An 11,892-nucleotide genomic window follows, 5' to 3' on the forward strand; every position below is an offset into this window, starting at 1 on the left:
GCCTAGCTGGTCCGGTTTCGGACAGCGTCGACGATCCGCTGTACGGCCTCGGACACGGGCACGCCGTTGTCCTGGCTGCCGTCGCGGAAGCGGAAGGACACTGCACCCGCCTCGGCATCGTCCCCGCCGGCGATCAGCACGAACGGGATCTTGTCCTTGCTGGCCGTGCGGATCTTCTTCGGGAAACGGTCCGAGGAGATGTCTACCTCGGCGCGGATACCGGCCGCCTTGAGCTGGTCCACGACGTCGAACATGTAGTCGTTGAAGGCTTCCGCCACCGGGATGCCCACCACCTGCACCGGTGCCAGCCAGGCGGGGAAGGCACCGGCGTAGTGCTCGGTAAGCACGCCCATGAAGCGCTCCACCGAGCCGAACAAGGCACGGTGGATCATCACGGGCCGCTGCCGGGTGCCGTCGGCGGCCTGGAACTCAAGCTCGAAGCGTTCGGGCAGGTTGAAGTCCAGCTGGATGGTGGACATCTGCCAGGTGCGGCCGAGCGCGTCCTTGGTCTGGACGGAAATCTTGGGGCCGTAGAACGCGGCTCCGCCCGGATCCGGGATGAGCTCGAGCCCGGAGGCTTCGGCTACTTCGGCGAGGGTGCGGGTGGCTTCGTCCCAGGTAGCGTCGTCGCCCACGAACTTGTCTTCGTTTTTGGTGGAGAGCTCGAGGTAGAAGTCGTCCAGGCCGTAGTCCTTGAGCAGGCCGAGGACGAAGTTCAGCGTGGTGGTGAGCTCGTCCTTCATCTGCTCGCGGGTGCAGTAGATGTGGGCGTCGTCCTGGGTCATGCCCCGGACGCGGGTCAGGCCGTGCACCACGCCGGACTTCTCGTAGCGGTAAACCGAGCCGAACTCGAAGAGCCGCAGCGGCAGTTCGCGGTAGGACCGGCCGCGGGACCGGAAGATCAGGTTGTGCATGGGGCAGTTCATCGGCTTGAGGTAGTAGTCCTGGCCGGGCTTGCGGACCGTGCCGTCCTCGTTCAGCTCCGCGTCGATGTGCATCGCCGGGAACATGCCCTCCTTGTACCAGTCCAGGTGGCCTGAGACCTCGTAGAGGTGGCCCTTGGTGATGTGCGGGGTGTAGACGAAATCGTAGCCGGCATCCACGTGGCGCTGGCGGGAGTAGTCCTCCATGGCCTTGCGGATAATGCCGCCCTTGGGGTGGAAGACCGGCAGGCCTGAGCCGAGCTCATCCGGGAAGGAGAACAGGTCCAGCTCCGCGCCGAGTTTGCGGTGGTCGCGGCGCTCGGCCTCGGCAATGCGCTCCTGGTAGGCCTTGAGCGCGTCCTTGGTGGGCCAGGCGGTGCCGTAGATGCGCTGCAGCTGCTGGTTGCTCTGGTTTCCCAGCCAGTAGGCGGCCGAGGACCGGGTCAGTGCGAAGGCGTTGGAGATGAGTTTGGTGTTCGGCAGGTGCGGGCCGCGGCACAGATCGCACCAGATGCTGTCCCCGCTCTTGCGGTCCACGTTGTCGTAAATGGTGATGTCGCCGGCGCCGACCTCGACGTTGACGCCCTCTACGGCCTCGGCGGCGTCATTCTTCCTGCCCAGCAGTTCGAGCTTGTAGGGCTCGTCCTTCATCGCCTCGCGGGCCTCGTCCTCGGACACCACGCGGCGCACGAACTTCTGGTTCTGGTTGATGATCTTCTGCATCATCTTTTCTAGCTGGCGGAGGTCTTCCGGGGTGAACGGTTCCGCGACGTCGAAGTCGAAGTAGAAGCCGTCCGTGATGTAGGGGCCGATGCCGAGCTTGGCGTCCGGGCGCAGCTGCTGCACGGCCTGGGCCATGACGTGGGCCGTGGAGTGGCGCAGGACGTTGAGCCCGTCCGGGGAATCAATGGTGACGGCCTCGACATTGGCGTCCTCGGGAAGGGGCTGGTCCAGGTCCTTCAACTCGCCGTTCACGCGGGCCACAACGACGTCGCGGCGCTCAAAGAAGAGTTCCGCGCCGGTGGTCCCGGTAGTCACCTTGGTCTCTTCGCCGTCGACGAGAAGGGTGATCTGCTGGGCATCTGACACGGGTGTCTCCTATTCAAAGTTAAGGCTTCGTAGCTTGTGGCGTACGGGGACCACAGCCAGCCTCGTCCATGCTATCGGTTTCTCCAGAGGCCAACCAACGCGCCACGAGCGAGCCGCACCGCCGGCCGGTCAGCCGCCCAGCCCGGTGATGGCGAGGTTCCTGCTGATCCCGTCCAGGGGGCTGGACAGGGGGCCGGACAGGTAAGGCTCCTTCCGGCCGGCGGCGCCGGGAGCCGATGCCGGGAACGGGAGGGTCTCCGGGCGGCTGAGGTCCCAGGCCATGGAGGCACTGATGCTGATCCCCCGCGGCCCGGTCCGGCGAGTGGTGCCGCGGATCAGGAGCAGGCGGGTGCCGAACAGCAAGGGTCCGGACTGCTCCTGCGCCTCGTGGAAGAACACCGAATCCACACAGCCCGTGCCGTCGTCGACGCTGATGAACACCACCCGCCGGCCGCCCCTCATGGGCGGGGTCTGAGTGGCCACCCGGACCCCGGCCACCAGCACCTCCGTGCCGTTGCGCAGTCCCAGCAGCTTGTCCGCGGTGGTGACGCCCAGCCGGTCCAGCAGCGGGCGGTGGCTGGTCATGAGGTGCTCGCTGACGTCCACAGCCATCAGGTCCAGTTCCGCGCGGACGTTATCCACCATGCTGGGTGCGGGCAGTGCCGCCTTGAGGTTCGTCAACTCCACGTCCCCCAGCGGCAACGCCAGCTGGCCCTCAATGACTTCCACGCCCTTCCGGAGGGGGCGGGCCTGTAGTTTTTGCAGGTGCTGAACCAGATCCGCCCGGTTGGCTTCTCCCCCGGACGCCCGGTGCAGCGAATCGAAGGCGCCCAGCTGGGCCAGTCGCTGGATGCTGGGCCGACTGAGCCGCGACCTGGCCCGCAGGTCCGCCAGGGAGTCGTAGGGCTGGCCGGCCACAATCCGTTTCAGCTCGGCGCCGGAGAGCCCGAAGATACCGTTCAGGCTCAGCCGGATGCCCAGCCTGCCCCGGTCCGGCCCGGATTGCACCCGCTCCACCCGGTACTCGGCCTGGCTCCGGTTGATGTCGAGGGGAAGGATGGGGATCCCCAGCCGGCGGGCCTCGGCCACGAGCAGGCGTTTGGGGTACATTCCAGGGTCGTGTTCCCAGAGCCCTGCGAGGAAGGCCTCCGGGTGGTGTGCCTTGAGCCAGGCCGATTGGTAGGTGGGCACGGCGAAGGCGGCTCCGTGGGCCTTGCAGAACCCGAAGCTGCCAAAGGCCTTCAGCGTGCCCCAGACCTTGTCCACCACCTCGGGACTGTAGTTCCGGGCCCGCGCCTCCTTCCGGAAAAACTCCTCCACCCTGGCTTCAAGCTCTTCGTTGCCCAGCGCACGGCGGAACTCGTCGGCCCGCGCCAGCCCGCACCCGGTCATGACGTCGAAGGTCTTGAGGATTTGTTCGTGGAAGACCGTGACCCCGTGGGTTTCCTGAAGGACAGGTTTGAGGTCCGGGTGCGGGTAGACCTCGGGAGCGAATCCGTGCCGGTGCTCCAGGAAGGGCCGGACCATGTCGGATTTCATCGGGCCTGGACGGAACAGCGAGATGTCAATGATGAGGTCGTTGAACTCCCGGGGGGCCAACTTGCCGATCAGTTCGCGCTGGCCAGGGGACTCGATCTGGAAGCAGCCCAGGGTGTGGGTGCTGCGGATCAGTTCAAAGGTTGGCTCGTCATCGAGCGGGACGGCGTTGAGGTCGATGTGCCCGTCCTCGGCGATGTAGTCCGGGCCCGTCCCGTCCGGCCCGGCCGGATGCGCGCCGGCGGCCACCACCTCGGCCTTGGACGGGTGGAGCCGGATCACTTCCCGGACGGCGAAGGCCATGGCGCTCTGCATCCGGACGCCAAGGACATCGAGTTTCAGCATGCCCATGGGGTCCATGTCGTGCTTGTCGAACTGGCTCATGGGCAGGCCAAGGCCGCTGGGCTGCACGGGGGTGCGGTCCAGCAGGGTGGCGTCGCCGAGGATGACGCCGCACGGGTGCATGGAGATGTGGCGGGGCAGCCGGTCCAGCCGCTCCGTGAGGTCCACCAGCAGGTCCAGCTGCTGGTTCTCGGAGAAGCCTCGCTGCTCCACCCGGTCAGCGAATTCCTTCAGCTCGGGTTTCTCCACGAGGGCTTCGCGGAAGTGCCGGGCCGAGAACCGCCACAGCTGCTTGGCGATTTCCCCGACCTCGCCGTCGTCCATGCCCAGGGCCAGGCCGGCATCGCGCACGGCACCGCGAGCGCGGTACCCGTTCTGCATGCTCATCAGCGTGACGCGTTCGGCGCCGAAGCGCTCAAAGATCTTCCGGTAGACGTTGTGCCGTTCGGCGCTTTCGACGTCGATGTCTATGTCCGGCAGCGTGGCACGGTCGCGGGAGAGGAAGCGTTCAAAGATGAGGTCGTGCTCGAGCGGGTTCACCTGGCTGATGTCGATCAGGTAGTTGACCAGGCTGGAGGCGCCCGAACCGCGCGCGGCCGCCCGGATGCCCAGGGCCAGGATCATCCGGGAGACCTCTGCGACGGTCAGGAAGTACGAGGCGAAACCCAGCGAGTCGATGATCCGGAGCTCATGCTCCAGCCTGGCCCGCAGCTGCTGTTCCCGCTGCCCGGAAATGCCCGGGAAGCGGCGGCCGATGCCGGCCTCACACCGCAGGGTCAGTTCGGCGAGCGCGTCGCCGTCGATCCCGATCACGGATGCCTCCGGGACCACGGGCTGTTTCCAGCCCATGTCGGCTTCCGGATCCATGCGGCAGCGGTCCGCGAGCGCCTCGGTCTGGGCCAGGAGCCGCTTGAGGTCCGCCGTGCCGTAGCCGGCGGCGTGGATGATCTCCTTGCCCAGCTGCAGCATCCGGGCCGCCGATTTGAGCCAGCCCTGCCCGTTGGGCTGCAGCAGCGGGGCGGCGGAGAGCTCGGGGAGGGATTTCAGTGTCCGGGCCGAGTCCAGCACATCGGCGGTGGCCGCGCCGTCCTCAGCCACGTACCGCACAGCGTTGCTCAGCACGGCGGGCACCCCGTGTTCTGCGGCGAGTTTGAGCATGCGCACCGCGTGGGCGGTGCTCAGCGGTTCCCCGGGCGGGCTGAGCTGGGACACAACCTCTGCCGCCAGCGTTCCGGGGGGCATGGCGTCCAGCCAGCGTTTGAACAGGGTGCGGGGCCGCAGGTAGCGCCGGCCGCCCATGGCCCGGCCGACGTCGGAGTCCGGGCCGATCAGCACTGTCAGGACCGGCTTCAGGGTTTCCGGGTGCAGGGTGCGGGAGGCCAGTTCCGCCCGGGTGACGGCCACCGGCACTATTCCCCCGGCCTTGCCCGTGGTGCGGGCGTGGGCGTCGGAGATCAGCCGGCACAGCGCCCGGTAGCCGGCACCGTTGTTGTGTCCCTGCGCCAGCACGACGACGCGTCCCCCGAGCTGGGTACGGTGGTCGCCGTCGTCGTCAAAGACTGCAAGGTCCACCCCGACGATTGCATCCAGCCCGGCTGCCATGCACGCCTTCAGGTGCTTGACGGTTCCGTACAGGCCGTCGCGGTCCGTGCAGGCCAGCGCGGTGGCGCCGTCAGCGGCGGCCGCGGCGGCAAGTTCCTCCGGCCAGGAGACGCCATAGTGGGCGCTGAACGCGGTGGAGACGTGCAGATGGGTGAAACTCATGCTGATTCGGGCTTCCGGAGGGGCTGCAGGGCGTCGTGGATCTTCAGGAGCCGCCACCGGCCGCTGCCGACATGCCGGGTCAGGTCAAGGGTGAGGGTGGAATCCGCGGCGTGATCCCCGGCCGCACGCACCTGGACCCGCCAGATCTCATGGTCCACCAGGCCCGGCCCGCTTCCGAGTGGCGCCCGGCGTTCCTCGGCCCACCATTGGCGGCGTTCGTACCAGCGGACGGGGTCCGCGCAGACCGTGTAGCACCGGCCGGCCCAATCGAGGCGCAGGGGCTGGCCCGAGGGCGTGCAGACGACATCCACGGACTCGCTGAAAATACCCACGTTGCCTCCCGACCCAGTCCGGGCTGGAGCCGGCCCAGTCCCCGCTTCGACTTCCTACGTCCATTCCGCATCCGGCGCCCTCAGTTCCAGGCGCCATGATTTTATTCGAACATATCTTCGAATAAATTCAGTCTACGTCGGAGAGGCGACAAAACCCAGATCGGGGGTGGACTCACGCAGGTACAGGTAGCAGGATTGAGCCATGAGCTCCCATAACGCACTCCTGAAGCACGTAAGCATCGCCGCCAAGGATCCAACCTTGGTGGCGACTTTTGATATTGACGGAAACATTCCCGGCCAGGGCGCCTACGTGGTGGGGCTCTTGGCAGCCACCCCGGACTATTCCCACCAGCGCAGGATGGGGATCGAGTTCATGAACGGCGAAGCCGTGTCCTTCTACTGCTTCAGCCACGACGGCACCGAGGAAAATTTCGACCTCAAGGGGGTCGAACACTCGGGCAACACCATTACCGGCCATTTCCCGCTTACGACTGTGCTTGGCCTGCCCAAGGGCCATCTCATGACGGCCTTCAGCGATTGTGACGGCCGGGACTACCAGGCCAACGTGCCTGTCGAAGAAGCCCTCTAGGCATCTTCTAGGAGCTGGACTTGTACACTTCCAGCTCGAGCGTGATGAAGGCATCGATCATCGCCCGGTAGGTCTTCTCGACAAGTTCGACGTCGATGTCCTTCTTTTCCGCCGTGGCGCGGACGTGTTCGATGACCCGCTCCACGCGCCCGGGCGCACGGACCTCGGCGCTGTCCGCCTTGAGGGTCCCGGCGATCCGGATCAGCCGTTCCCGGCGCCCGATCAAGGACACAATCTGCTCGTCCACCTCGTCAACAGCCACCCGCACGGCGGCGAGCTGTTCGCGGTCGGCCTGGGCGGCCTTGTCGTCTGCGTGATTTGTGGGCATGTGCATGACAGTATCGAAAGATGCAGCCACGAGTCGACTTCATATCGCTAGGTGTCCGCAGTGTTGACGCCTCACGCCGCTTCTACGTCGATGGCCTCGGATGGCCGGTCCACCGGGAAGTCCCCGGGGAGGTGCTCTTCATCCAGGTCAACCACGGCCTCATCCTTTCGCTCTGGGACGCGGGTCAAATGCAGTCCGAGGCGGCCACCGATCCCCCTGCCGGCATTGCGTGCATCACGCTCAGCCACAACCTGGCCGGCACGGCGGACGTCGACCGGGTGATGGCCGAAGCCGGGACCGCGGGAGCCCGCATCGTTGCGGCACCGAAGACCCAGCCCTGGGGCGGCTACACCGGCTACTTCGCCGATCCCGACGGCTACCGCTGGGAGGTCGCCTTCAACCCCGACTGGTCGGTCGACGGCGGCGGCAAAGTAACGCTCTGACTCAGGTAACCAGTGCCGCCCCGTGCCTTGGCAGCCGCCGGGCAGCCGCCAGACAGGCCGGCGTACCGCTAGAACAGGCTCCCCACCGGCTGGATGAGTTCCGGTGAGTCATTCCTGACGTTCCCGACGGCGGTGCCGACGGCGTCGATCGTCCAGCCTTCCGCGACGTCGTGCGCCCCGGCCCGGACCAGATCCACGAGCCCGGCCGCATCATCGGCCTGCGGGTCCAGCCACGTCTGCATGGTCTCGCGGTTCATGGGCAGCGGAACCCTGTCATGCAGCGCGGTCAGCTCGGCCAGCATTCCCCCGGCGTAGCCCTCCGGCGGCGAGTCGGTGGTCATGATCGAGGTCGAGAGCATCCAGCGCTCCGGGTCACCCTCTGCCTTGGACGGATCCCGCCACCATTCATAGAGTCCCGCGAAGACAATGGGGCGTCCGTCCTTGGGATGGACGTAGTAGGGCTGCTTGGTGCGGCCCTCGCCCTTCCACTCGTAGTAGCCATCCGCCGGGACGGCGCAGCGACGGGCGCGGGTCGCTTTCCGGAAGGCGGGCTTCTCCAGCACGGTCTCGCTGCGGGCATTGATCATCTTGGACCCGATGCCCGGGTCCTTGGCCCAGGACGGCACCAGGCCCCAGCGCGCAATGTGCAGTTGGCGGACCGGTTCTCCCTCCACAAGCCGTTCGAGCAGGATCGGCACATCAGCCGTCGGGGCCACGTTCCACGACGGCGGAATCGCGATCTCATCCTCCAGCCCGGCATCGAATTCGGCCAGCAGGTCTCCGACGGCCCGGGCCATCACGTAGCGTCCACACATGGCATCAGCATGCCACCGCACCCATCCCATGTCATCCGGGCTGCCGCCTGAGCCCGCCGAGGTCGCCGGAAACGTGCGAAGTCGCCGGAACTTTCCGGCGATTTCGCATCTTTACCGCGAATTCGCGTCGAACGGCGAAGGGGGCAGCGCTCTCTGCGGGAATAGCGGGCTGCAGGGTACGGTTGTTGGCAGTGACGTACGACTTCAGTTGGCGCCCGGCCCGATACGCCGGCCCCATCCACTTACTTGAGGAGAACTTCGTGGACTTCACCCCCGAATCCGGCACCATCACTATGTTTTCGACCACGTGGTGCGGCTACTGCAACCGGCTGAAGAAGCAGCTGGACGCACAGGGCATCGGGTACACCGAGATCAACATCGAGGAAGTCGAAGGCACGGCCGATCTCGTCGAGCAGCTCAACGGAGGCAACCGCACCGTCCCCACCGTGCTGTTCCCCGACGGCACCGCCGCCACCAACCCCTCCGCAGCTGAGGTCAAGAGCCGGCTCGCCGCCTAGGCCCTTCCTGCATCCCAGGACACCACCAAACCACGACGGCGCGGCCTCCCAAGGGCCGCGCCGCCGCCCGTTGCGCCAGTAACCAGTAAGTTGTGCCAGCAATCCGCGTTCCAGAACAGAGGAGCTTGTTTCATGGTCCATAAAGTCAAAGCCGCAGTAGTCCGTTCCAAGAATGCCGACGTCACCCTGGAGACGATCCTGGTGCCGGACCCGGGCCCCGGCGAGGCCCTCGTGGACATCCTCACCTGCGGTGTCTGCCACACCGATCTGCACTACAAGCAGGGCGCCATCAACGACGACTTCCCCTTCCTGCTCGGCCACGAGGCCACCGGCGTTGTCAGTGCCGTGGGACCGGACGTCACCGAGGTCGCCCCCGGGGACCGCGTGGTGCTGAACTGGCGGGCCGTCTGCGGCGAGTGCCGGGCCTGCCGCCGGGGCCAGCCGCAGTACTGCTTCAATACCCACAACGCCACCCAGAAAATGACGCTGGAGGACGGCACCGAGCTGACGGCCGCGCTGGGCATCGGTGCCTTCGCCGAAAAGACCCTCGTAGCGGCCGGCCAGTGCACCAAGGTGGACGACGACGCCGATCCCGCCGCCGTCGGCCTGCTCGGCTGCGGAGTCATGGCAGGCATCGGCGCGGCGATCAACACCGGAAACGTCCAGCGCGGCGATTCGGTCGCCGTGATCGGCTGCGGCGGAGTCGGCACGGCGGCCGTCGCCGGCGCGGCGCTCGCCGGCGCCACCACCGTGATCGCCGTCGACATCGACGCCAAAAAGCTCCAGCGCGCCAAGGACCTCGGCGCCACCCACACGGTGGACTCCTCCGCCGTCGACCCCGTCGAAGCAATCCGCGAACTGACCGGCGGTTTCGGCGCCGATGTGGTGATCGACGCCGTCGGCCGCCCGGAAACATACAAGCAGGCCTTCTACGCCCGGGACCTCGCCGGCACGGTGGTCCTGGTGGGTGTGCCGAGCCCCGAGATGACCCTGGAACTGCCGCTGCTGGATGTGTTCGGGCGCGGCGGCTCCCTGAAGTCCTCCTGGTACGGCGACTGCCTGCCTTCGCGCGACTTCCCCACACTCATCAGCCTCTACCGGCAGGGCAAGCTGGACCTGGACGCCTTCGTGACGGAGCGGATCACGATCGACCAGATCGAGGAGGCCTTCACGAAGATGCACGCCGGCGCTGTGCTGCGCTCGGTGGTGGAGCTGTGAACGCCGGCCCTGTGAGCATCCGGATCGACCGGCTGGTCACCTCCGGGACGTTTTCCCTCGACGGCGGCACCTGGGATGTTGAAAACAACGTCTGGATCCTCGGGGACGACGCCGAATGCGTCATCATCGACCCGGCCCACGATCCCGCTGCCGTGGCCGCGGCCGTCTCGGGCCGGAAGGTCACCGCAATCCTGCTCACGCACGGCCACGATGACCACATCAGCGCCGTGGGCGAGGTCCGGACGCTCGTGAACGCGCCGGTGTACCTGCACCGGGACGACTGGATGCTGTGGGAGCGGGTGTTCCCCGGCACCGAGCCGGACCACGCCATTGCCGACGGCGACACGTTCGACGTCGCAGGGGCAAGACTCGTGGCACGGCACACCCCCGGCCACTCGCCCGGGTCAGTGTGCTTCCTTCTCGAAAGCGAAGGCACCGTGCTTAGCGAAAAAACAGTGTTCAGCGGGGACACGCTGTTCCAGGGTGGCCCCGGGGCGACGGGCCGATCCTTCAGCGATTTCCCGACCATCATCGAGTCCATCCGGACCCGGCTCCTGCCGCTCCCGGCCGACACGACGGTCCGGACCGGCCACGGGGAACCCACAACGATCGGCGCCGAAGCACTGCACCTTGAGGAATGGATCGCCCGCGGCCACTGACCGCGTCCGCGGAAAGGCCCGGTCCGCTGCTTCTTGGGTTCTAGCGGTCGTTGCAACACCCAGAATTTTTGGGAGTTGCAACGACCGTGTCGTCTTTAACGGGTGAACCACGAACCAGCAGGAAATACACGCAGGAGCAGAAGGAAGAGTTCTTCCTCGTGTTTGACCGGCTCAAGAGCACTCCGGACCGCCGAAGAATGGGACCAGGGAATCCGCAAGTCGGGCGGCCGACGCATTTACCCCGATGGTCGGGTGGTCGACTACAAACGTGGTGTGACCACTATGACCTCGCCCACCGCTGCGTCCGGAACGGTTCTCGCACCTCCGGCGTCGCTATCGGCACTGGAGAAACCCCTCGATCCGCGGTTCCTCAGCGTGCAGGAGCGGGAGATCATCCGGGACCTGAAGACCGCAGGTTCCTCAGTCAGGGCGATCGCACAAACGCTGGGCCGTGCGCCTTCAACGATCAGCCGTGAGCTRGGCCGAAATACCGATGCCGTGATGGGCTATATGCCGCACGGGGCGCACCGGAGAGCCGCCGCCCGGCGGGCACGGCCCAGGGCCGCCAAGCTCGCTGGCGAGTCGGACCTGCGCGACTATGTGAAGGGCAAACTGCTCATACGCTGGTCACCGGAGCAGATCAGCCACACCCTGGTCGAAGAGTTSCCCGACCAACCGGAGATGCGCGTGAGCCCAGAAACGATCTACCAAGCCCTCTACATCCAGGCAAGAGGCGGACTCAAACGCGAAATGCAGGCAGCGCTGCGCACCGGCCGGACCCGCCGAAAACCCCACCGCAGTGGGGACCAACGCGCCTCCCGGTTCGTGGATCCGATGGTCATGATCTCCGAACGCCCGGCTGAGATCGAGGACCGCGCCGTTCCAGGGCACTGGGAAGGGGACCTCATCACCGGGGCGCTGAACCAGTCCGCGATCGCCACCCTGGTCGAACGCACCACCCGCTACGTGATGCTCGTCCACCTGCCCGGCGACCACACCGCCGAAACCGTCCGCGACGGCCTCATCGTGACCATGAGCACCCTCCCGGCGCACCTGAGAGGCTCCCTGACCTGGGACCAGGGAGCCGAAATGGCCGGCCACAAGTCCTTCAGCATGGCCACCGACATGCAGGTCTATTTCTGCGACCCGGCCAGCCCCTGGCAACGCGGTTCGAACGAGAACACCAACGGACTGCTGCGGCAGTATTTCCCCAAAGGCACCGACCTGTCCGCCTACGGGCCGGAAGACCTCGAACACGTCGCCCAGGAGCTCAACGGCCGCCCACGTAAAACGCTCGGCTGGGATACCCCAGCCGAGCGTCTGCGTGATTTACTAC

The 11,892-nt window shown here is 66.6% G+C and carries 11 protein-coding genes; 6 read left to right on the top strand and 5 right to left on the bottom strand.

Annotated features, from left to right (window positions below; genetic code table 11):
• Window positions 1–2 precede the first annotated feature (2 nt).
• From thrS to AC1DN2_RS04235, 3 genes are all read right to left on the bottom strand, one after another.
• Complete coding sequence (gene thrS / locus AC1DN2_RS04225; protein ID WP_476849328.1) at window positions 3–2,012, bottom strand: threonine--tRNA ligase; 2,010 nt, start codon at window positions 2,010–2,012, stop codon at window positions 3–5.
• A 129-nt stretch (window positions 2,013–2,141) separates the two neighbouring features.
• Entirely contained in the window at window positions 2,142–5,654 is a 3,513-nt protein-coding gene (locus AC1DN2_RS04230) for a DNA polymerase III subunit alpha (RefSeq protein WP_476849329.1), read from the bottom strand.
• On the bottom strand, window positions 5,651–5,986 hold the full coding sequence (locus AC1DN2_RS04235; RefSeq protein WP_476849330.1) for a DUF6504 family protein: 336 nt from the start codon (window positions 5,984–5,986) through the stop codon (window positions 5,651–5,653). Before AC1DN2_RS04235 ends, AC1DN2_RS04230 begins: the two co-directional genes overlap by 4 nt.
• A 202-nt stretch (window positions 5,987–6,188) precedes the next feature.
• On the opposite strand from AC1DN2_RS04235, the gene AC1DN2_RS04240 reads away from it, so the two are divergent.
• Window positions 6,189–6,575, top strand: coding sequence for a hypothetical protein (locus AC1DN2_RS04240; RefSeq protein WP_476849331.1), 387 nt, complete (start codon window positions 6,189–6,191; stop codon window positions 6,573–6,575).
• 7 nt (window positions 6,576–6,582) lie between these two features.
• Here AC1DN2_RS04240 and AC1DN2_RS04245 read toward each other — a convergent pair whose 3' ends face one another.
• Window positions 6,583–6,909 carry a chorismate mutase gene (locus AC1DN2_RS04245; protein WP_028277548.1) on the bottom strand — a complete coding sequence of 109 codons (327 nt, stop codon included), beginning with the start codon at window positions 6,907–6,909 and terminating at the stop codon, window positions 6,583–6,585.
• A gap of 14 nt (window positions 6,910–6,923) precedes the next feature.
• On the opposite strand from AC1DN2_RS04245, the gene AC1DN2_RS04250 reads away from it, so the two are divergent.
• A complete protein-coding gene (locus AC1DN2_RS04250; protein WP_476849332.1) occupies window positions 6,924–7,346 on the top strand; it encodes a VOC family protein in 423 nt (140 codons plus the stop codon).
• Window positions 7,347–7,414: 68 nt separating this feature from the next.
• Here AC1DN2_RS04250 and AC1DN2_RS04255 read toward each other — a convergent pair whose 3' ends face one another.
• Window positions 7,415–8,161, bottom strand: coding sequence for an SOS response-associated peptidase (locus AC1DN2_RS04255; RefSeq protein WP_476849333.1), 747 nt, complete (start codon window positions 8,159–8,161; stop codon window positions 7,415–7,417).
• Between the two features lie 260 nt (window positions 8,162–8,421).
• Between AC1DN2_RS04255 and AC1DN2_RS04260 the strand changes: the two genes are divergently transcribed.
• The 4 genes from AC1DN2_RS04260 to AC1DN2_RS04275 all read left to right on the top strand — a co-directional run.
• Window positions 8,422–8,679, top strand: coding sequence for a mycoredoxin (locus AC1DN2_RS04260; protein WP_011692168.1), 258 nt, complete (start codon window positions 8,422–8,424; stop codon window positions 8,677–8,679).
• Window positions 8,680–8,811: 132 nt separating this feature from the next.
• On the top strand, window positions 8,812–9,897 hold the full coding sequence (locus AC1DN2_RS04265; RefSeq protein WP_476849334.1) for an S-(hydroxymethyl)mycothiol dehydrogenase: 1,086 nt from the start codon (window positions 8,812–8,814) through the stop codon (window positions 9,895–9,897).
• 11 nt (window positions 9,898–9,908) lie between these two features.
• Window positions 9,909–10,556, top strand: coding sequence for an MBL fold metallo-hydrolase (locus AC1DN2_RS04270; RefSeq protein ID WP_476849335.1), 648 nt, complete (start codon window positions 9,909–9,911; stop codon window positions 10,554–10,556).
• Window positions 10,557–10,718: 162 nt separating this feature from the next.
• A partial coding sequence (locus AC1DN2_RS04275) for an IS30 family transposase (protein WP_476849336.1) occupies window positions 10,719–11,892 on the top strand: 1,174 nt, incomplete at its 3' end.

This window comes from Arthrobacter sp. 01L42, assembly GCF_056400005.1.

Excerpts from the sequence above, each read along its gene's own strand:
- AC1DN2_RS04230 (WP_476849329.1), bottom strand. The coding sequence starts at position 5,654 with ATGAGTTTCACCCATCTGCACGTCTCCACCGCGTTCAGCGCCCACTAT.
- AC1DN2_RS04240 (WP_476849331.1), top strand. The coding sequence starts at position 6,189 with ATGAGCTCCCATAACGCACTCCTGAAGCACGTAAGCATCGCCGCCAAG.
- AC1DN2_RS04255 (WP_476849333.1), bottom strand. The coding sequence starts at position 8,161 with ATGTGTGGACGCTACGTGATGGCCCGGGCCGTCGGAGACCTGCTGGCC.
- AC1DN2_RS04265 (WP_476849334.1), top strand. The coding sequence starts at position 8,812 with ATGGTCCATAAAGTCAAAGCCGCAGTAGTCCGTTCCAAGAATGCCGAC.
- AC1DN2_RS04245 (WP_028277548.1), bottom strand. The coding sequence starts at position 6,909 with ATGCACATGCCCACAAATCACGCAGACGACAAGGCCGCCCAGGCCGAC.
- AC1DN2_RS04250 (WP_476849332.1), top strand. The coding sequence starts at position 6,924 with ATGCAGCCACGAGTCGACTTCATATCGCTAGGTGTCCGCAGTGTTGAC.